This window comes from Sorangium sp. So ce124 (genome assembly GCF_051525235.1).
GTDB classification, from domain to species: Bacteria; Myxococcota_A; Polyangia; order Polyangiales; family Polyangiaceae; genus Sorangium; species Sorangium atrum.
This window is the reverse complement of the sequence record NZ_CP150312.1, coordinates 13,060,884-13,082,042: the sequence shown is the minus strand read 5'-3', so window position 1 is coordinate 13,082,042 and position 21,159 is coordinate 13,060,884. Positions and strand designations below refer to the sequence as shown.

Annotated in this window: 14 protein-coding genes; 9 read left to right on the top strand and 5 right to left on the bottom strand. The window is 70.3% G+C overall.

Annotated elements, in window-relative coordinates:
- Positions 1 to 305: 305 nt before the first annotated feature.
- Positions 306 to 1,757 carry a peptidoglycan-binding domain-containing protein gene (locus WMF19_RS49005; protein WP_437896638.1) on the bottom strand — a complete coding sequence of 484 codons (1,452 nt, stop codon included), beginning with the start codon at positions 1,755 to 1,757 and terminating at the stop codon, positions 306 to 308.
- A gap of 501 nt (positions 1,758 to 2,258) precedes the next feature.
- Positions 2,259 to 3,902, bottom strand: a complete 1,644-nt coding sequence (locus WMF19_RS49000) for an ATP-binding protein (RefSeq protein ID WP_437896637.1) — start codon at positions 3,900 to 3,902, stop codon at positions 2,259 to 2,261.
- Between the two features lie 623 nt (positions 3,903 to 4,525).
- On the opposite strand from WMF19_RS49000, the gene WMF19_RS48995 reads away from it, so the two are divergent.
- The 5 genes from WMF19_RS48995 to WMF19_RS48975 all read left to right on the top strand — a co-directional run bounded on the left by WMF19_RS48995 (position 4,526) and on the right by WMF19_RS48975 (position 10,274).
- Entirely contained in the window at positions 4,526 to 4,771 is a 246-nt protein-coding gene (locus WMF19_RS48995; protein ID WP_437896636.1) for an AbrB/MazE/SpoVT family DNA-binding domain-containing protein, read from the top strand.
- A gap of 147 nt (positions 4,772 to 4,918) precedes the next feature.
- Positions 4,919 to 5,683: an ABC transporter ATP-binding protein gene (locus WMF19_RS48990; RefSeq protein WP_437896635.1), complete on the top strand. Its 765-nt coding sequence runs from the start codon at positions 4,919 to 4,921 to the stop codon at positions 5,681 to 5,683.
- Positions 5,684 to 7,804, top strand: coding sequence for an FtsX-like permease family protein (locus WMF19_RS48985; RefSeq protein ID WP_437896634.1), 2,121 nt, complete (start codon positions 5,684 to 5,686; stop codon positions 7,802 to 7,804).
- A 140-nt stretch (positions 7,805 to 7,944) separates the two neighbouring features.
- A complete protein-coding gene (locus WMF19_RS48980) occupies positions 7,945 to 8,205 on the top strand; it encodes a hypothetical protein (protein ID WP_437896633.1) in 261 nt (86 codons plus the stop codon).
- Positions 8,206 to 8,492: 287 nt separating this feature from the next.
- Positions 8,493 to 10,274: a right-handed parallel beta-helix repeat-containing protein gene (locus WMF19_RS48975; RefSeq protein WP_437896632.1), complete on the top strand. Its 1,782-nt coding sequence runs from the start codon at positions 8,493 to 8,495 to the stop codon at positions 10,272 to 10,274.
- Between the two features lie 27 nt (positions 10,275 to 10,301).
- On the opposite strand, the gene WMF19_RS48970 is transcribed toward WMF19_RS48975, so the two are convergent.
- Positions 10,302 to 11,027 (bottom strand): RNA polymerase sigma factor, encoded by a 726-nt coding sequence (locus WMF19_RS48970; protein ID WP_437896631.1) that lies wholly within the window; start codon positions 11,025 to 11,027, stop codon positions 10,302 to 10,304.
- Positions 11,028 to 11,497: 470 nt separating this feature from the next.
- Here WMF19_RS48970 and WMF19_RS48965 point away from each other — a divergent pair, with 470 nt between their 5' ends.
- The 3 genes from WMF19_RS48965 to WMF19_RS48955 all read left to right on the top strand — a co-directional run bounded on the left by WMF19_RS48965 (position 11,498) and on the right by WMF19_RS48955 (position 17,694).
- Positions 11,498 to 13,444: a YgiQ family radical SAM protein gene (locus WMF19_RS48965; RefSeq protein WP_437896630.1), complete on the top strand. Its 1,947-nt coding sequence runs from the start codon at positions 11,498 to 11,500 to the stop codon at positions 13,442 to 13,444.
- Positions 13,419 to 14,651, top strand: coding sequence for an aminotransferase class V-fold PLP-dependent enzyme (locus WMF19_RS48960; protein WP_437896629.1), 1,233 nt, complete (start codon positions 13,419 to 13,421; stop codon positions 14,649 to 14,651). The genes WMF19_RS48965 and WMF19_RS48960 overlap by 26 nt, the downstream gene beginning before the upstream one ends.
- A gap of 463 nt (positions 14,652 to 15,114) precedes the next feature.
- Positions 15,115 to 17,694, top strand: a complete 2,580-nt coding sequence (locus tag WMF19_RS48955) for an FG-GAP repeat protein (protein WP_437896628.1) — start codon at positions 15,115 to 15,117, stop codon at positions 17,692 to 17,694.
- A gap of 5 nt (positions 17,695 to 17,699) precedes the next feature.
- Here WMF19_RS48955 and WMF19_RS48950 read toward each other — a convergent pair whose 3' ends face one another.
- Both WMF19_RS48950 and WMF19_RS48945 read right to left on the bottom strand, forming a co-directional pair.
- Positions 17,700 to 18,281 (bottom strand): hypothetical protein, encoded by a 582-nt coding sequence (locus WMF19_RS48950; RefSeq protein WP_437896627.1) that lies wholly within the window; start codon positions 18,279 to 18,281, stop codon positions 17,700 to 17,702.
- Between the two features lie 39 nt (positions 18,282 to 18,320).
- On the bottom strand, positions 18,321 to 19,199 hold the full coding sequence (locus WMF19_RS48945) for a hypothetical protein (protein ID WP_437896626.1): 879 nt from the start codon (positions 19,197 to 19,199) through the stop codon (positions 18,321 to 18,323).
- A 92-nt stretch (positions 19,200 to 19,291) separates the two neighbouring features.
- On the opposite strand from WMF19_RS48945, the gene WMF19_RS48940 reads away from it, so the two are divergent.
- Positions 19,292 to 21,157, top strand: a complete 1,866-nt coding sequence (locus WMF19_RS48940) for a bifunctional homocysteine S-methyltransferase/methylenetetrahydrofolate reductase (RefSeq protein WP_272096342.1) — start codon at positions 19,292 to 19,294, stop codon at positions 21,155 to 21,157.
- Positions 21,158 to 21,159: the final 2 nt, after the last annotated feature.

Sequence of the window (21,159 nt, the reverse complement as noted above, 5' to 3'; positions counted from 1 at the left end):
TCGCGACGAGCACCTTGCGCGGGCTGCTCGCGGGAGGTTTGGTCGGGTTTGCTTCGGGTCGGGGAGGGGCGGCCAGCGTTGTCTCACATCTTTGCGCCGAGGGCACCGCCAGAAGTGTCACGGAATCGTCCGGCTGACCAAAGTATCGCGGGGGCGGCGCCCACAATCGCGACATCGACATCGGCCTCGACCCGCTCGAAAACCGTTGAAACCCGCCCACTCGCATCATCCGATCAACACATCATCCCTGCATCGAAGGGCCCGCCTCCACTCCACGACCTGCGGCGCTCCCCTCCCCCCGCGGTTCATCCCCTGATGGTCGCGCCGTGGATATGCGCCGCGAGATCGGCATACTTCATCCGAAACCGCCCACACCCCTCCGGCAGCGGCGCTCGGGGCGGGACGCCCTGGCAGCTGTCCGCCCCCGCAGGATTGCGCAGAATGACCGATGCAGGCGACCCGTCCGCCCCACGCTCGATCTTCTCGCCCGCGACCCAGTGGTAGCCACCTTCCCATTTCAGCAGAACCGGCACCTTCTCCCCGCGCCCCAGCGCCCCGGCGACATCTTCAGCGACAGACGCCCCGCTGCGCAGCAGCGCCGAGACGCTCGTGTAGCTGCCGCCCATGATGTCCTGGAACAGGCTCGTGAAATTGCCGAGCGGGACGCGCGAGTCGCCCCCCAGAGCAGCCCAGAACGAGTCGTTGTCCTCGGGGTTGTCGTAATCGAAGATCCAGCTCATCAAGGTCGCGTGGTTCATCAGCGCCGACTGGAACATCCGGTCGATGTCGATGCGGCCCGAGGCGTCGCGCGAGATCGCGTTGCGCGGCATCCTGAGCACGCGGCCGGAGCGGAGCGTCACTTCGCCCGCCTCCCGCGTGATCCCGTCGAGGATCCGCGTGAACTCGGCCGGATCGGCGCGCAGCAGGACGTACTCCATCGTTCCCGCGCCGCAGGTGCCGTGGCGCGCCCCCTGCTTGACGCGCAGCGGGTTGTCCACGTGCCGGATCGCCTGCGCGAGCACGAGGTGCGGATCGATGCCGCCCTCGAGCACGAGCCTGCCATCGCGCCGGACGCCCGCCATGGTCGCGAGGTTCGGCAGCAGCGCCCCCGCGTGCAGCCGGCCCGCGGCGAGCAGCCTGTCGAGCGCGGCCAGCGCGCGCGCGTCGCCCCGTAACGCGCGCCGGACCTCGTCGAGGCGCGCGCTCCGATCGGCGGCGAGCGCGCCGGCAGCGGCGGTCGCGGGCCTTTCGTCGACCGAGTCCACGGCGGGCGGCGGCGTGTCCGGGTCCGGCTCGGCCCCGGGCACGACGCGCGGGAGCCTGCTCGCGTCCGTGAAATAGCCCTGATCGGTACGCGAGGCCGCGGCGACCGCCTGGACCGCGGACGGCTTGCGGCCGAGCGCCGCCGCCTCCTCCGGGCTGAGCCCCGCGGCCCTGGCCATGGCCTCTTCGAGCGACGGCGCACGCCGGGCCGCCATGCGCCTGTCGAGGGCGGCGATCGTCGCGGCGTCCACGATGCCCGTCTGCGGCAAACCCTCCGCGGCTTGCAGCGCGACGATGGCGGCGTGCGTCTTCGGCCCGAACGAGCCGTCGGCCTTCATCGCGTCGCCGAGCGCGCCGAGCGCCTCCTGCAGGGCGCGCACGCCGTCGCCGTGCGCCCCCTGCGCGAGCGTCGCGGCGCCCGCCGCGACCGCTCTCAACACCTCGTTCGACGCGAGCTCGGGGGCGCCGAGCCCTGTGTTCCCGCTGTCCCCCATGGGTCCCCTCCTGCAATCACCAGGCGCGCTGGGTTCGTCCCAGGATACAGCAGCGCCTGACCGCCCCGGTGCTCATGCCGGCGACGCGAGCCAGCCCGACGGCTGTCGGGCTGGCGCCGCGAGGTGCGACGCGGACGTTGGCACCAGGGAACCGAGACGTCCTGGCCAAAACAAGACAAACCCCGACGAAATCTAGAAAAACATCTCAGATTTCCGAGTAAGCGCAAGCCACATCCAGAGAATCAGCTCTCGTACCTGGACTGTCGAAAGCCACATCCAGAGAATCTGCTTTGGCAACCAGACCATCCGAAGCCACATCCAGAGAATCAGCTCAAAGAACCAGATAAAATCACCCGGAATCCAGAGAAACCGCTCAGGAATCCAGCAAACAGGACCGGCCCGCCTGTGCTCGCTCGGCGAAGACACGCCCCGGCTCCCCTTCCGAGAGCCGGCGTAGCTGGTTGCCCGTTCCAGGCGGCCGATGGAAACGAGCAGAACGCCTCACGCCCAGCCTTGGGCCGGCCGCGCGTCCGCTGGCAGCCGCATCGTGAACGTCGTGCCGCGACCGGGAGCGCTGTCCACATGGACGCTGCCGCCGTGGGCTTCGGCGCAGGCGCGTACCAGCATCAGACCGAGGCCCCATCCGTGCGCGCGGTGCTCGCCTGCGGCGCGCATGAACGGATCGAACAGCGTCGCTTGCGCCTCCGGCGGGATCGGCGCGCCCTCGTTGTGCACGCTCACCTCGACGCCGTCCCGCTGCTTCGCGACGGCGACGGTGATCGGCGCGTCCTTCGCGCCGTACTTCAGCGCGTTCGAAATCAGGTTCCAGAGCGCGCGGCGCAGCTCCGAGGCACCCCAGATCCCTCGGACGCCCTCGTCCGCATGCAGCACGATGCGGCCAGGGTGATCGGCCGCGATTTCATCGACGAGCTCGCGGCCGATCTCGCTCAGGTTGCACTCCTCGAGCGTGACCGAGAGACGCCGGCCGGCGTGAATCCGATCGGCGTCGAGCAGATCGGTCACCATGCGGTCCGCCCGATCCAGGTTGCGGACGACGACCTCGACCCGCTTCGCGATGCCCGGCCCGGTCGCGTCCGGCTGCGCGGCGAGCAGCGTCGCAGCCATCCTCGCGGCCGACAGCGGACCGCGGAGATCGTGCGCCAGGACCGAGACGAACTGGTTTCGTACCTCGCGCGCGACGCGCAGGGCACCGAGCTGATCGAGCAGCTCCGTGTAGAGTCTGGCGTTATCGAGGTGGAGCGCGAGCCGCTCGCCGACCGCCGCGATACGCCGCGTCTCACGGGCGGTGAACGTCCGCTTTTCACGGAGGCCGATGTACAGGACACCCATGAGAGAACGCTGCGGCGGGAGACGGATGCCGAGCAGCGAGTGGATGCCGCTGTGCCGGAGTCTATCCGGCACGTCGAGCAACGTGGTCTCCACGTCGCGCATCGACATCGCATAGTCCTGCAAGGCGACGGCGCCTGCGAAGGACGAAGCGTCGACGGCTCGCACGTACTCGACGAACGGCTCATCGGCCAGGCCCACCGAGGCGACCATCTCCAGCTTCCCGGTCCTGACGTCGTGCAACAGCAGCGCAGCCGTATCGGCGTCCATCGACTCCATGACGACCTCGAGGACCTTCCTCAAACGCCCCGACGACAGGGGCGCCTCTCCGCCGAAAGGCTGCAAGAACGGGTCATGGAGCAGCCGCAGGTAGCGCTTCTCGGCTTGCTCGTCCTCCTGGAGGTGTTGCCGGAACGCTTGCGCTATGAACACGGAACGGGCGTGGATCTCGGCGAAGAGGCGATCGATCTCCTCCAGGCTCGGCTGCTCTTCGGCGCCTACGATCGCCCAGGTGCGCACGATCGCACGCCCGAGGATGGCGAACTCTTCCAGCGCCTCCTCGAGGCTGAAGCCAGCACGCAAGCGTGAGGACAGATGGCTCTCGATGAGCTCGTCTCGCTCGCGGCGCACTTCCTCCCCGTCCCATCCGCGCGCGAGCGTCCGCACGTACTTGGGCATCATGTTCGTCAGCTCGGGGCTCGCCAGCCCCCGCGCCGCCGCTGCCCTGTTCGCTTCGCTGGCCCACGTTTCGACGATCTCTGATGCGTGCGCCGCGATGATCTGTTTGATCGCCTGCATCGACACCCTCACATCCTTGTCGAGATGATTCTTAAGAGGCTCGACGGGGCGCGTGCCAGTGCGCGTCACCGAGGCTCTGGATCGTACCACCTGAGCGCTTGGACGCATTCCCAGATCTCCCGGTCAGCGAAGCCCGCACGCACTCGGGCTCGCCTTGGTGATCGCGGTCGTGGCCCTGCCCCGGTCACCGCCCCGACCGGCAGGCTGGCGCATCCTTGTCGAACCCGAGCTCCACTTCCCCGATCCGGACGCGCCGGGGGAGGTCGACGTGCTCGTGCCCGACCTCGCCGGCATGGCGCGCCGAGCGCATGCCCGAGCTACACAAGAATGTTGACGGCGTCCTGACGAATCCCCTCATTCCATTGGCATTTTTAGCAAAAAGAAAAGAACAGGGAGACGGGGCGATTGGTGGGATTGCACTCCCCGTCTCCCTGTGAATTTTCGCGAAGATTCGAAAGGATGCTTCAGGTCGGCGTCGCGAGAGGCAGCGCTCGCGCCTCGCCCTGCACGAGCGGCGCTCCCTGGACGGATCGGCGAGTCCTCCGGCCACTCACGGACGGCGCCGTCCGGGGCGCCTTGACGGCGCCTGCCTCGGTAGGTACGTGTGATCACGTAGGCTGACCATGAAAACCCGCCTCGTCCGCATCGGCAACTCCACGGGAGTCCGGCTCCCGAAGCCCCTCATCGAGCAAGCAGGCTTGACAGAGGAGGTCGAGCTCCGGGTGCGTGGCAATACCATCATCATCGCCGCACAAAAGTCCCGTCGAAGCGGCTGGGCCGAAGCCGCTCAGCGGTTGCGCACCGAGGATGTCGACCCGACGCTCAACGCGCCGACGCCGACGCGCTTCGACGAGACCGAATGGCAGTAGCAGGCATGAAGCGACCCTCACGCGCACCCTGGCCGTCCTTCAGGAAATGTTCCTCCCGTGCGAGGGGAAACGCGCACCGCCGAACAGCATGAAGTTATTCTTAATTCGAAGTTTCAGCACAGGATGAGCCCGGCACCGCGCACGCCCATGAGCACCCCCTCGACCCCCGCCTCCGACGAGGCCGTCCTCCGCGTCCGCAACCTCCACAAGTCCCACGCGCTCGGCGCGACGCCCATCGAGGTGCTCCGCGGCGTCGACCTCGACATCCACGCCGGAGAGATGTGCGCGATCATGGGCCCCTCCGGCGTCGGCAAGAGCACGCTGCTCTCGTGCGTCGCGGGCCTCGAGTCGCCCGACAGCGGCGAGATCCGCGTGCTCGGCGAGGACATGGCCGCCCTCGACGAGCACGGGCGGACCCTCCTGCGCCGCCGCCGCGTCGGGATCGTCTACCAGTTCTTCAACCTCGTCCCGACCCTCACCGGCTACGAGAACATCATCCTCCCCTACCTCATCGACGGCGCCGCGCCCGACCACGACGCCGCGTCGCGCATGCTCGATCGCGTCGGCATGCGCGCCCGCGCCGAGCACCTGCCCTCGCAGATGTCCGGCGGCGAGATGCAGCTCATCTCCATCGCCCGCGCCCTCGTCCGCCGCCCCGCGCTCGTGCTCGCCGACGAGCCGACAGGCAACGTCAACGTCGCGACAGGCCGCCGCATCATGGCGCTGCTCGCCGACGCCCTCCGCGACGCCGGCAGCGCCATGCTCCTCGTCACGCACAACGCCGAGGACGCCGCCCGCGCCCACCGCGTCGTCTTCATGCGCGACGGCCTGCTCCTTCACGACGCCGCCCTCGCGGGCCCCGCCGTCACCTCGGCCGCCGTCCACGATCGGCTGAAAGAGCTCGGCATCTGAATGCTGCTCCTCCTCCGCGCCCTCTTCCAGCCGCTCGTCCGGATCCTCGCCCTGCGCAACCTGCGCGCCGATCGCTTCGGCGCCATGGCCGCCGTGCTCGGCGTCGCCCTCGGCACGGCCACCGTCAACGTCGTCCTCATCCTCGACGTCGGGACGCGCGCCGTCGAGGCGAGGAGCGCCGTCACCAACCCCGACCTCCCCGTCTTCACCGATCAGACCATCACCCTGCGCGGCTTCCGCCCGGACGGGCAGCCCATCGACGCCGAGGACGCCCAGGAGGAGACCCACGAGGACTACGAGATCATGCGGTCCGCGATCCGCCTCGGCTCGCTCTCCGCGTTCCTCGTCGGCGCCCTCATCGTCTTCTTCACCTTCAACGTCGCCGTCGAGCGCCGCCGCCGCGAGATCGCCCTCCTGCGCAGCGCCGGCGCGCTGCCGCCGCAGGTCGCGGCGGTCTTCGTCCTCGAGGCGCTGCTGCTCGGCGTGGGCGGCGCGGCGCTCGGCCTGCTCGGGTCGATCCCGCTCGCGTACCTCGCCGCGAAGGCGGGCATCACGACGACGGGCCGCGCGCGCATCCCGCTCGACGCCATCGTCCTGCCCTGGGGCGCGATGCTGCTCGTCTCCGGCACCGGCGCCCTGACCGCGCTGCTCGGCGTGCTGCGCCCGGTGCGCGACGCGCTCCGCCTCGACATCGCGCGCGCCCTGCGCCCGCGCTTCGTCGAGGGCGGGGCCGAGCAGCGGCGGCGCATGCGCGGCGTCACGCTGCTCGCGCTGCCGTTCATGGTGCTCGTCTACGGCCTGCTGCGCCCGTTCTTCCGGGAGTCCGTCCCGCTGTTCGCCTTCTTCGTGCTCGAGGCGGGCCTCGCGTGCGCGGCGTTCCTCGCCGCCATCGTCTTCGTCCCGGACCTCGTCGCGCGCCTCGGCGCGCTCGCCGTGCGCCTCGCGCCGCGCCGCTGGGCCGCCGAGCGGCTGCTCTTGCGGCGCCGGGTCGAGCACAGCGGCCACGAGCTCGCCTGGAGCGTCGGCGGCGTGATGATGGTGTTCGCCCTCCTGCTCGCGCTGCACATCGCCACGTCGGCGCTCAAGCAGGAGGTCTCGGCCTGGGCCGGCCGCGCCCTCGCGCCCTACGCGTTCCTCTACCCGGACGAGCCGCTCGGCCACGCCGAGCGCCTGCTCCGACGCCTGCCGAAGCGCCTCGTCGCGGCGCGCTTCTCGAGCCGCACCCCGTGGCCGAACGTCGCCTACGCCGTCCCCGCCGACGAGCTCCTCGCGCTCGCCGAGGCCACGGGCCGCGCCGAGTCGATCGCGCTCGCCCGCCGCTTCGGCCCGGGCAAGGCGCTCGTCTCCACGATGATGGCCCGCCGCTTCGGCGTCGGCCCCGGCGACCTGCTCGAGGTGGGCGGCCGCGCCGGCACGCGCCGCCTCGAGATCGTCGGCATCACGGACGAGCTCGGCTACGTCCACGCGGCCGGCGCGTACCGCAACCTGCGCACGTACGCGGTCATCGACGCGTCCGACTTCCCGGTCATCTCCCCGTACGCGACCGCGATCGGCCACACGGTGGCGATCGCCGATCCGGTGACGGGCGCCGCTGCGGCGCGGGGCGGGCCTGCGACGCCGCCCTGGGCCGAGCTCCTCGCCGACGTGCCGCGCGCGCGCGACGTCCGGATGCAGACGGGGGCCGAGATCGAGGCCGTCCGCCGGAAAGCGACGGGCCGCGACTTCGTGATCTTCGACATGATCCTCGGCTTCACGACCGTGCTCGCGGCGATCGGCGTGGCGAACCAGATGGTCCTGGCGCTGCACGCGCGGCGCCGGGAGCTCGCGCTGCACCGCGTGCTCGGCATGACGGCGGGGCAGGTCCGCCGGATGGTCCTGATGGAGGGCGCGCTGGTGGGCGCGCTCGGCGGCGCGCTGGCCGTGCTGCTCGGGATCCCTCTCGGCTCCGCGGCGCTCGGCGCGCTGCGCACGGTGTCGACCTTCGAGGTCGAGCTCAGCATCCCGCCGGAGTACGGCCTGTTCACGGCGCTCGGCGCGACGGCGGTGGCGCTCTTCGCGTCGCTCTATCCCGCGCGGAGCGCGGGGCGGAACAACGCGGCGGAGTCGGTCCACTACGAGTGACAACGCGCAGGGGCGCGCGCCCGTCCTTCACGAAACTCGCCCGGCCGTCGCGGGCTCTCCTCCCCCGATCGCCCTCGGCGGGACGCCGCGAAGCGCTCGGACACGGCGCTTGCGCAGAGGCGTTCAGCACGACAAGTCACATGGCATATCGTGGGCGCGACCACATCCCCGCGGGCATGTGCGACGGTGCCTTCGGCGCGTTCAGCGCGACGGGCAATTCGCTCTCGAAAGTAACTGTCACGGACAGCCTCGCTAGAACACTGATCACGTTGATCGAGCGAGAAGTGAGCCGCCAAGGCGCCAAGGACGCCAAGAACAGAACACTCTCCTGGCGTCCTTGGCGCCTTGGCGGTTTGAAATCCTGCTCTTTGCTGGCGATTTCAACCCGTTTGCCGCTCTAGCCGTCGACCGCGAGCCAGCGCGCCCCGGCCCCGAGCGTCCCTGGCGTTGACGTGCCCTCTCCGCGCGCGCCAGGGCGGGCCGCTGCGCCGCGCGCGGCGCAGCGGCCCGCTCATCAAGATCGCTCAGGCCGGACGCGGAGGAACGTCTGTGTGCTCGCGTCGCGCCTACCCCGGAGAGGTGAGCCTCTCCCTGGCACAGCGGTGCTCCGCTCGACTTCTGCGCTCGCTCCTTGCTCCTGGTGGTGACTGACAGCGACGGATCGACCCTCGTCCGAGAGGAGGTATGTGTGGTATTGGATCAGCGGTTTGTGCAGATCTGGATCGGAGTCCTGCTCGCGCTCGCCTCCGCTCCAGCCGGAGCGGCGCCGCCCGCGGAAAGCACCGCCCGCTCCGAGGCGGGCTGGGGATATTACCCTCCTCCGGAGGAGCGCGCCGTGTCCTCCCAGGGGTTCTGCAGCCTCGATCTGCCCTACACCGAGCCGCCCTTCCTCGCAGACCAGACGACCGGCATCGCTTGCCCCGGTTACGCCACGCAATCGCCGCTCTGCACGGGGCCTTTCTGCCCCGAAAGCCGCGTTTGCCCGGGGACGAGGACGCTGCACGAGGACCTGAATGCTTGCGACGGGGCAGGCTGCTGCCTGCCAGGCTCCGTCGACCCGGACGGCGTGGTCGACGTCCTGCCCTACCTGGCGAGGCCGGCGGAATGGCCCTTCTCCGCCGACGCGTCCGTCGACCGCAGCACGAACGTCGACGACAGCCCGGGCATCGCGACGGCCATCGAGTGCGCGGCGTCGCTGAGCGCCAGCAGGCGCACCGTGGCCTCCGCTGCCGGCCGTTACGTGCTGCGCACCCCGCTGCGGCCCCACCATGACGCGCTCACCCTGGAGGGACCGGAGCTCTCTCCCGAGGCCCCCCCGGGCGATCCCAACACCGCGACCCTCGTGGCGATCCCCTGCAATCCGGAGCAGTACCCCGGGGCCATCCAGGTCACCAGGGTCGTCAAGCCGGACGGGACCATCATCAGCGCGGTCCAGGGGCTCTGGATCCGCAATCTGCAGATCGCGATCACGGAGGGGCCACGCACGAAGGCGAACAGCGGCATCCAGCTGAACACCTGCTCGGACTGCAAGGTGGAGAACGTCATCCTGCGGTACTCGCCCCTCGTTCCCCAGCTACCTTCCTGCAAGCCGAGCAACCTGGAGGGCATCGGCTTCACCTGGGGCTCCGGGGGCGTCATCCGCAACGTGCTCGTGGATGGCTTCTCGAAGAGCGGCATCTACCTGTCCTCCATCGCCGGGTACCACGACACGCCGCCCATCCTCGTGGAGAACTGCGAGATCAGGAACATCGACGGCCCGGTCAGCGCCAGCGGGATCAAGATCGTCACCGCCAACGTGACCGTGCGCAATTGCCACGTGCACCACAACATGATCCATCCCGGCGACGGCTCCACCACGGTCAGCGGCGGGCATGGCCTCTGGATCTCCACCCAGATCTCCCCTGGGCCCGGGATCCCGAGCCCGGTGCCGTACAACGTCGTGGTCAAGGACAGCTACTTTCATCACAATGGCGGCTCCGGCGTCGTGCTCGCGAGCCCCCTCGAGAACGAGCGTCCGAAGGGGATCCTGATCAAGAGGGTCAAGTTCGCTTACAACGGGGGCCATGGCGTCCACCTGCAGGCTGGCGCCGGCGTGGAGTTCTTGGACGTCTGGTCCTGGGGCAACGCGCTCTACGGCGTGCTCGTGAGCTCGCGGACGACGCTGCCCGCGACCTCGACGCGGGTAGAGGATGTGACCCTGGAGAACCTGCTCGTCTTCGACAATGCCCTGCGCTTCACGTCGGGCGCCTATCCCGGTATCAGGATAGAGGCCAGCGACGTCACGATCCACGGCGGTGCGGTGGCCCGCTGCGAGCCCTGGCGCGGGATGCAGTCGCGATCCATCCAGCAGCAATGCTGGCTGTCGGGTCCGGCCGGCGCCCAGGTGCTCTCCCATCCGGAAGAGAACGTCATCTCGGACGTGCGCACCGATGGCCTGAGCGCGCCGGAGGTGCTGGCGTGCCCCTATTGACGAGCGGCGAGGGCGCGCTGCGCCGGCTCAGGTCCCCCGCCTGCGCCGCCGGGGGGCCGGCCGGCGGCGCGTCGTCGCCTCGGCGGCGAACGGCCTGTCGCCGAGGCGCAGCGCGTTCCGCTGCTCCGGGTCGAGCCGCTTCACCGCCGCCCGGAAGTCCTCCCGGGCCAGCCGTAGCCGGTTCTGCCCCGTGTTCTCGTTGATCTGGAGCTCCCGGGCGATGTCCACGACCGGGATCTCCAGCATGTCGTGCATCACCAGCATGACCCGCCGCTGCGGGTCGAGGCTGGCGAGCAGCGCGTCGATCACCTCGGCCCGCTCCATCGCCTCCAGCCGCTGCTCCAGAGGGGACCGGCGGTCGACGCCGGCAGAGATGATGGCGATGAGCCGCAGGCCGTCCGGGATCTCGCGGCGCCGATACGCCCGGTCGCGGTAGTGGCTGACCTGCCGCCACGCGATCCCGTAGAGCCACCGGTAGAGCGAGTCCCAGACCCGCCGCGGCTGCGGCTGCCCCTCCCCGATCCACGGGAGCACCTCGCTGAGCGGCACCGGCTCATGGTCCTCGTCCTCGAAGTCGTCCTCGAAGAAGTCGTCCTCGTCGCGCCGCCCCTGCAACGCGCGCAGCAGGCGGCTCGCGTCGAAGGTCTCCAGGTTGCGGTAAGCGGCGAGGAGGACGTCGTGCACCACGTCCTCGCGATCGTTCGCCCCCACGCCGAAGCCCTGGAGCAGCCCCCGAAGGAAGGGAACGCCCACCTCGTGCACCACAGCGAAGCTGAGATGTTTGGCGCGGAGGGCATCATCTGATCGTGATTCCACATATTATTTTTACGAACCCTCTTTCCGGGTCGTTTTGGAACCCTCCCCCGCGCGCCAAAACCCCTTGTTTTGAAGCGTTTTTTGACGACCTCGCCAGCGGCTGACGCCGAGTGGAGCGCGCGGCTCCCCGCGGGGGTGCGCGCAGCCCTCATGTCGCGTCCGGAGATCCGGTGCGCCGGTGAGCAGAAGCCGTGACCTGCTGGCCGGGTATCGTGCAATTTGTGCGTTTCTCCGGGGAAAACGCGGGCTGCGCCCTCCCGCCGGCCCCCCGCGCGCCGGCCTCGGCCGCGGCCCCGCGGGGCTTCCCGGCGCCGTCACGCCGTCACGCCGTCCCCCTCGCCCCCCTCGCCCCCCGCCGGGGCCGCCCCCTTGCCGCCCGCTCTTCCGGCCCGTAGGGTGACGGCGCCGTGCCCCTCACCCAGCTCCGCCGAAGCGCCGGCGCCGCCCCCCGGGACCTGACCGCCTTCCTGCCGACGACCCGGGAGGAGATGCGCGCCCGGGGCTGGGACGCGCTCGACATCCTGCTCGTCAACGGCGACGCCTACGTCGACCACCCGGCGTTCGGCGCCGCGATCATCGGCCGCTTCCTCGAGGGGCGCGGCTTCCGGGTCGGCATCGTCTCGCAGCCCGGCTACCAGGACACGAGCGACCTCCTGCGGATGGGGGTGCCCCGGCTCATGGTCGGGGTCACCGCCGGCAACCTCGACTCGATGCTGAACAAGCTCACCGCGCAGAAGAAGGTGCGCAGCGAGGACCAGTACTCGCCGGGCGGGCAGGTGGGCCTCCGCCCCAACCGGGCCTCGATCGTCTACGCGAACCTCTGCCGGCAGGCGTTCCCCGGCGTCCCCATCGTCCTCGGCGGCATCGAGGCGTCGCTCCGGCGCATCGCCCACTACGACTACTGGTCCGACCAGGTCCGCCGCTCGGTCCTGCTCGACGCCAAGGCCGACATGCTCATCTTCGGCATGGGCGAGAAGGCCGTCTGGGAGGTCGCCGATCGCCTCCGGCGCGGCGAGCCCGTCCGGTCGATCCGCGACGTCAGGGGCACCGCCGTCCCCCTGCGCAAGGGCGAGTGGGAGCAGATCGAGGGCTCCCGCTACGTCGCCGACGGCAAGGCGGTGATCCTCCCGAGCTACGAGCAGGTCGCCGCGGACAAGGGCGCCTTCGCGGAGATGTCACGCGCCTTCCAGTTCGAGACGAACCCCGGCAACGCCCGCCCGCTGCTCCAGGCGCACGGCGCCGAGGCGGTGTACTTCAACCCGCCCGCGTTCCCGCTGGAGACGGGCCAGATGGACGCGCTCTACGACCTGCCGTTCACGCGGGTGCCGCACTGGTCGTACGACGCGCCCATCCCCGCGTACGAGACGGTGAAGCACTCGGTCGTCACGATGCGCGGCTGCTTCGGCGGCTGCACGTTCTGCTCGATCACCGAGCACGAGGGCCGGGTGATCCAGTCGCGCTCGGCCGACAGCATCCTGCGCGAGGTGCGGGCGCTGCGGCGCATGGACGGCTTCCGCGGCGTGCTCAGCGACCTCGGCGGGCCGACGGCGAACATGTACCAGATGCGGTGCAAGGACGAGGCGATCGAGAACGCCTGCCGGCGGCTCTCGTGCGTCTTCCCGGAGGTCTGCGAGAACCTGAACACCGACCACGGCCCGCTGCTCAAGCTGATGAAGGCGGTGCGCGAGGAGCAGGGGATCAAGAAGGTCTTCATCGCCTCGGGCGTGCGCTACGACCTCGCGGAGCGGTCGCCCGAGTTCATCGAGGAGCTCGCCGCGCACCACACGGGCGGCCAGCTCTCGGTCGCCCCGGAGCACAACAAGAAGGACGTGCTCGACAAGATGAAGAAGCCGGGCATCGAGAGCTACGAGCGCTTCGCCGAGCAGTTCCGGTGCGCGAGCGAGGAGGCCGGCAAGAACCAGTTCCTCGTGCCCTACTTCATCTCGGGGCACCCCGGCTCGACGCTGCGGGACATGGTCGATCTCGCGATCTACCTGAAGAAGAGCGGCATGAGGCCGCGCCAGGTGCAGGACTTCATCCCGACGCCGATGTCGATGGCGGCCTGCATGTACCACACGGGGATCGACCCGCTCACGCGGGAGCCTGTGTACACGGCGAAGGACCTGCGCGAGAAGAAGCTCCAGAAGGCGCTGCTCCTCTACTGGGACCCGGCGCACCACGACGAGGCGCGGGAGGCCTTGATCAAGGCGGGCCGCGGGGATCTCATCGGCACGAAGCCGCACTGCCTCGTGCCGCCGGCGGCCGGGAAGGGGGCGCCGCCGCGCTACCTCGCCAAGGTCCGCGGGGAGCGCCGGGGGAAGCCAGCCGATGCGACACACCGCCGAAATCGATAGGGATCGGGCGTTCACCGCGAAGCTCGGCGATCGCGGGCTGTTCCCTCACCTCGCGCCGCTCGTCTACGTGAACCACGCGGGGATCTCGCCGCCGTCGCGGCCGGTGCGCCTCGCGATGACGGCGCTGCTCGACGACTACGCCGCGCAGGGGGCGGCCGCGTACCCCGCGTGGCACGCGCAGCGGCTCCGCCTGCGGGAGAAGCTCGGCCGGCTCATCGGCGCCGCGACGGCAGGTGACGACATCGCGCTGGTCCAGAGCACGACGCGCGGGCTCACGGACATCGCGCTGTGCTTCCCCTGGCAGCCGCGCGACCGGGTGATCCTCTTCGAGGGGGAGTTCCCGGCCAACGTGACGCCGTGGCAGCGCGCGGCCGAGATGTTCGGCCTGGAGGTCGTCTTCCTGCCGCTCGGCGGCTTCGCGGACGGCAGCGGCTCGGGCCTCGCGCGGCTGGAGGGCGAGCTCGAGCGCGGGGCGCGGCTCGTCGCGGTGAGCGCTGTGCAGTTCCAGACGGGGCTCAGGATGCCGCTCGCGGAGATCGGCGCGCTCTGCCGCGCGCGCGGCGCCGAGCTCTGCGTGGACGCCGTGCAGGCGATCGGCGCGACGCCGGTGGACGTCGAGGCGGCCGGGGTCGATTACCTCGCGTGCGGCGGCCACAAGTGGCTGATGGGGCTGGAGGGCACGGGCTTCCTGTACATCCGCCGCGAGCGCCTGCCGTCGCTGCGGCCCGCTGTGGCGGGCTGGCTGAGCCACGAGGACGCCGTGAGCTTCCTGCTCCAGGGCCCGGGCAAGCTCCGGTACGACCGGCCGATCCGGCAGCGCGCCGACTTCGTCGAGGGCGGCAACCTCAACGCCGCGGGCTTCGCGGGGCTGGAGGCGGCGGTGGACCTGATCCTGCAGATCGGGGTCGAGCGGATCCACGAGCACGCGAACCGGTTCCTCGACCCGCTCGAGGAGGCGCTCCGGGAGCGCGGTTGGGAGAGCCTCCGGCCGGCAGATCCGGCGCTGCGGGGCTGCTCGCTCGGGGTGAGGCCGCCGGGCGGCGCCTCGGTGGTCGAGCTGTACCGCGAGCTCACCCGCCTCGGGATCGCCTGCGCGATCCCGGACGGCGTGCTGCGCTTCTCGCCGCACTGGCCCAACGCGCTGGACGAGTGGGAGCAGGTGCTGCTGTCGGCCGACGAGGCGCTCGGGCGGATCGCGACCGGGTGAGCCGGCGTCGCGCGCGGCGCGTCGCCCAATGCCGTCGGGATGAAACCTGAGAGAGCCGCGCGCGGAGGCGCCGCAGCGCATGGCCTTCTGCGGCTCCACTGCGATGAGCGCGATCAAGACATCCTCGACCGCATTCCGTGCCGCAGCTGTCTGACATCCACGCATTGAAGGACCCACCTTCACACCACGACCTATCGATACAGCGCCCCGACTCAACGTCATCGAGGCTCGCCCTCCTTGACACGCGCGAAACCGAAGAGGACGATGACAACGGCGAATAAGGACGAGACCGTCCTTCGCGTGACCTAACGATCCGCGTGTGCTCGTGCGCTGGCGCGCTCCGCAAGGCGCTCGACGGCAGCGAGCCGCTGTGGACCGCCTTCCAATCCAATTTCGGGTCATTGGCTCCGGCGCCGCACACGCCGCCGGTCCGTCAGGGTCTATCACCGACAGGGAGAGCCACATGCCGCGTCATCGAACATCCATTCATGCACTCTTGTTTTGCATCACCGCCGTCACGTCGTGCAGCGCGGAGGTCGATCCAGCGAGCACGGACAGCGCCGAGGAAGCAGGGCCTCACGAGCAGCAGGGACCGGACGCCGCGTCCGCAGAGCACCGCGCGGCGTTCATCGCGAGCATTCAGAGACAGGCGCCTTCTGACTACAATGTAAACCTCGACGCGTCGGCCGTGCGCGCTGGGGTGAGCGCTCTGAATCCGGCGCACGGCTTCATCTCCGAGTTCACCTCGGCCGGCGTCGCCGTGACCCGGGAGAGCTCGGAGAGGGCGGGGCGACTCACGATGAAGCTCGCGCGTTATGGCTGCGAGGGGGCGCTCGTCCCCCTGGACGTCGCGGCCGAACCACGCGGGACGAACAACCGCGTCGAGCTACGGCATCGAGCCCGGTCCGCGGGCCTGAGCGTCACGGAGTGGTACCTGAACGGCCCCCTCGGGCTGGAGCAGGGCTTCTCCCTGGACTCGGCGCCTCCATGCCGCCGCGAGGGCGAGGGCAAGGTGGAGCTCGAGATCGCGCTCGGGGGCGATCTCTCGCCGGAACTATCGGCGGACGGCCAGTCGGTGGCGCTGGTGGACGAGTCCGGCGCGGCCGTGCTGCGGTACGCCGATCTCGTCGTCCAGGACGCGCGCGGGAGCGTGCTTCCGGCAGAGATCAAGCTGAGCGACGCGAAGCTCTCGATCGTGGTGGACGACACAGGCGCGACCTATCCGCTGGAGGTCGACCCGCTCATCGCCACGGAGCAACAAGCGCTCTACGCCAGCGACGCCTCGAGCGACGACTATTTCGGGTCGTCCGTGGCCATCTCGGGGAACACGGCGGTGGTCGGCGCCATGGGCGCGGAAGCAGCTTACGTGTTCGTGCGCGACGGCGCGTCGTGGTCCCAGGCGGCCGTGCTCACACCCAGCGACGGCCAGCAGGGAGATTTCTTCGGCGTTTCCGTGGCCATCGATGGAGATACGATCGTCGTCGGAAACAGCACTCGTTCAATGGATCGCCGCGCCGTGTACGTGTTCGCGCGCAGCGGCGGCGCCTGGCACGAGCAGCAAAAGCTCGCCTCACAGGACGACGGAGGCGGCGACGTTCGGTTCGGATATGCCGTCGCCATATCGGGCAACACGATCATGGTCGGGGCCCCCGACCGTTATGGTCCAGGCGGCGCGTCCATCTTCGTCCGGAGCGGCGCCGCGTGGGCACAGCAGGCCAAGCTCGCGCCCAGCCACAACACCCGGAACCAAGGCTACGCCGTCGCCCTGCACGGCGACACCGCGGTCATGGGCAGCGACTGCGACGACGGTCCAGCGAGACCATCGTGTCGAGTCTACGTGTTTACCCGCGCCGGCGACACCTGGTCCGAACAGGCCGTTCTCTACCCGCCGGTCGGAGCGACACCGCACTACAGGTTCGGCGGCTCGCTCTCGTTGAGCTCGGAGACGCTGGCGGTGGGCACCATCGTCTACAATGAGTATGGCCCTGACAGGCTGGCCGCCGTGGTCTTCGCGCGCAGCGAGGGCGCGTGGACCCAGCAAGCCATGCTGTACTCCAGCGATGTCGATGCTCCTGGCTGGGGGGGCTGGTTTCGCAACACCAGCGTCGCCGTGTCCGGGGACAGGTTGATCCTCGGAAGTGACGACGGCGAACAGGGACCGAGGGTCTTCGCCAGGATCGGCGGCGCATGGACGCCGCAGGCCACGGTCGATAGTTCCACATGGAGCAGGTGGGAGGTTCGTGTGGCGCTCTCGGGAGACACGCTGATTGCCGGCACGTGGGCCGACGGCGTTCGCGGCAACAGCGCCGGCGCTGCGCATGTCATCAAGCTGCAAGAGGGTCCGCCTGCTCACCTCGTGGGAGCCCGCGCTTTCGTCGAACATGCCGCCGACGTGCCGTTCGTGCTCGACAGCGTCGACACCAACAGGTTCGGGACGCCGAGCAGCATCGATTGGGCGAGCTTCACGGGGACCACGCAGGGCGCGTCGCTGTTCACCCTGTCCCTCTTGCATGAGGATCCCACGCTGACGACCTCGATCCTCCGCGGCTGGTGGGGCTCCACGAGCCCGACCTCCACGAACCTGTACGGTCAGGTCGTGGCCGGGAACCACTTCAAGCGGATCTCGAAGATCAGCGACATCCTGCCTGGCGATCTGCTGGTCATCAACTACACGGACGGCGGCTCGGGGCACACGGCGATCGTCGACGCGTCCCCGACCGCCATCGCGGCCGTCGAGCCCGTCGTCCCCGGCACGACCCAGTATTCGCTCCGGGTCATCGACTCGACGAGCACCGCCCACGGGTGCACCACGGACACGAGCACGGGAGACACGCGATGGGTGCCGGCCGATCCGACAAGGCCCTGCCGCGGCGGGAGCACGGACGGCGGGGCGGGCAGGGGCACCATGCGTCTTTACGCCGTCTCCCCGGGCCGGGCGAACGCCGGGGACCTCACCGGGTACAGCTGGAGCCTCACGTCGGGCTCCGCGTACTTCCCGCAATCCGGCGCGCGGCCCCACGCGATCGGCCGGCTCGTCCGCTGACCCCCTCACCGCCCGCGCTCGTAATCGAGCGCTGCCTTCTCCACGACGTCCCAGTCCCGCGCGGCCCGCTCGGCCTCGGCCACGAGGTCCGCGGTGAACAGCGTGAGCCCCCAGATGCCGTTGTCGCGCCGCCGGAACGGGTACCGCGTGCCGCGCGCCGTCTCGACGGTGGCCCGCTCGCCCGTCACCTCCACCTTCCCGATGCCGGACAGGTCGCGACGGAGGCGCGCGATGAAGCCCTGCTTCGTGGCCATGTCGACCCACACGTCCGCCCCGTCCTCGGCCATCGCGTGCGCGCGGTACTGCTCCAGCAGGCGCGCGCGCTCCGGCTCCGGGTAGCTCGCCTCGATCCGCTCGCTCGCCTTCCGCCGGTAGTCGCGGATGGTGTACGCCGCGTGCTGCGCCCGGTCCTCGAGGTACGGGAAGCACGCGCGCGTATCGCTGACGCCGATGTTGTACGCGATGCGGAGGTAGGCGCCCTCGGGCGTCGTGTCCGGCGGGAACTGGTTGAGCTTGCGCCAGACGAGCACGAGGGCCAGCAGGGCGACGGCGGCGGCGCCCCAGGCGATGGCGCGGCGACGGGTCATGTCCGGCTCATCTCTCGCTCTCTCGAACCGCGCGGCGCACTAGTCGATGTGCCCGCCGAACTGCAGATAGAGGGACGCGACCCGGTCCCTGTCGAACGCGGGCCCGAGCGGCTCGTCCAGCGCGAGGAGCAGGCCGGCCCGCATGAAGAAGGTCTTCTGGCTGTCGTACACGAAGTACGGCAGCAGCGAGACCTGCCCCCGGTCGTTGTAGATCGACGACGGCACCCACACCGTCTGGAGCGCGACGCCGCCGCCGAAGCCGGAGCGGCTCTGGAGCTCGGGCTCGACCTTCGCCTGGAACACCGCCTCGAGATCGTCGGAGTCGTCGATGAAGCCGCGCCGGACGCCGTCCCCCACCGGGACGAAGAACGTGAGATCCCCGCCCGCCCGGAGCACGAACGACCTTCCGAAGCGGTACTCGATGCCGCCCAGGCCGCCGATCGGGAGCGAGTTCGCCGACCAGAGGTGCAGGTCGTACCAGGCCATCGCCATCGCGCTGTAGCCCCTGGCCACATGCCAGTCGAGGCCGTCGATCGCGCCGAGCGGCAGCCCGGCGCGGCCGCCCGCGTACCAGGTGAGCTTGCGGCCCGCGTCCGAATAGTAGAGCGTGAACGTCGGGTTGCCGAGCGCGGCGCGCGACTGGCGGTCGAGATCTTCGGCGTCCCCCGGGCCGTCGAACGAGAGCGCCAGCGGGAACTTCAGGTTGATGAACAGGTTCGGCGTCGGCTCGAACTGCACGAAGGGGACGGCGGCGAGCGACGTGCCGTAGAAGCGGGCGCTCCACAGGTAGAGATCCACGCCGGCGTCCGAGCGGTGCACCACCGGATCCCAGGCGTGCGCCGCCGTGGGGGCGGCGAGGAGCGGAGCAGCGGCGGAGACCGCCAGGGCGAATGCGCGAAGCCATCGGTGCGTGCTCATCTCGAGAACTGCCTACCGAGATCCGCGCCGCGCCGTCAACCGCGTCGCGCCCCCCCTTCCTGAGAAGCCGGAGCGCCCCTACGATGCGACCCATGTCCCGCACGAGACCAGAGGCCCCGTTCCTCGACGCTCTCCGGCGTTCGACCCTCGTGTTCGACGGCGCCATGGGCTCGCTGCTCTACGAGCGCGGGGTGTTCGTCACCCAGAACTTCGAGCAGCTCAACGTCGCGCGCCCCGATCTCGTGAAGAAGATCCACGCCGAGTACGTCGCGGCGGGCGCGAACGTCATCGAGACGAACACCTTCGGCGCGAACAGGTTCCGGCTCGAGCGGTACGGGCTCGTCAACGAGGTGCGCAACTTCAACCTCGCGGGCGCGCGCCTCGCGCGCGAGATCGCGGGCGGCGACGCGTACGTCGCCGGCTCGATCGGCCCGACGGGGCTCGTGCCCGGCGTCGCCACGCGCGACGACCTCGCCGCCGCGGCCGCCACGTTCGCCGAGCAGGCCGGCGCGCTCGCCGAGGGCGGCGCGGACCTCCTGATCCTTGAAACATTTCGCCACCTTGACGAGATCAAGCTCGCCATCGACGCGGCGCGGGCGGCGGCGCCGGGGCTCCCGGTCCTCGCGTCGATGACGTTCGACACGAGCGGCGTCGCGGCGGACGGCAGCGAGCCGGAGCGCGTCGCGCGGACGCTGCGGGACTGGGGGGTCGACCTGCTCGGCGTCAACTGCGGCGACGGCCCGCAGCTGTCGCTCGCGATGGCGGAGCGGATGGCGACCGCGGGGCTCCCGCTCTGCGTGCAGCCGAACGCGGGCCTGCCGCGCACGGTCGACGGCCGCCAGCTCTACATGGCGACGCCCGAGTACTTCGACGTCTTCGCCCGCCGCATGATCCAGGCCGGCGCGGCGATGATCGGCGGCTGCTGCGGGACCACGCCGGAGCACGTCCGGTGGATGGCCAAGTCGGCCCGCATGCTCCGGGGCGGCGCCGCGCCCGAGGCCGCCGCGCGCCCGCAGATCACGATGGACGCGCCCACGGGGCTCGAGCCCACGCCGCTCGGCGAGCGCAGCCCCCTCGCGGCGAAGATCGCCGCCGGCAAGTTCGTGGTCTCCGTCGAGGTGAACCCGGCGCCTGGCCTGAACCCCGAGAGCGCGCTGAGCGCCGCGAAGATGCTCATCGACAGCGGCGTCGACGTCGTGAACGTCGCCGACGGCCCGCGCGCCACGGCGCGGATGACGAACCTCGCATTCTGCTCGCTCCTGGTCCAGCGCTACGGCATCGAGCCGATCCTGCACGTCTGCGGCCGCGACCGGAACCTCATCGGCCAGATGGCGCACCTGCTCGGCGCCCACGCGATCGGCATCAAGAACCTCGTCATCATCACGGGCGATCCGCCGAAGGTCGGCGACTACCCGGAGGCGACCGCCGTCTACGATCTCGACTCCATCGGGCTGCTCCACATGGCGAGCACGATGAACCGCGGCCTCGACCCGGCCGGCAAGCCGATCCCGGGCGGCAAGACGTCGTTCCTGCTCGCCACGGGGCTCGAGCCCGGCGCCCAGGACCTCGACAAGGAGATCGCGCGTCTGGAACGAAAGCGCGCGGCGGGGGCCGACATCATCATGACCCAGCCGATCTTCCACCAGGATCTGCTCGAGAAGGTGCTGCGGCGCATCGAGCACCTGGGGATGCCGGTGCTCGTCGGCGTGCTGCCGCTGGTCAGCCACAAGAACGCCGAGTTCCTCCACAACGAGGTGCCCGGCATGCAGATCCCGGAGGAGATCCGCGAGCGCATGCGCAAGGTGCCGGCCGGCCCCGAGGCGCGCAAGGAGGGGGTGAAGATCGCCCGCGAGATGCTCTTCTCGGTGCGCGACCGGGTGCAGGGGGCCTACCTGATGCCGCCCCTCGGCAAGTACGAGCTGGCGCTCGAGGTGCTCGACGGCCTCAAGACGGGCTGATC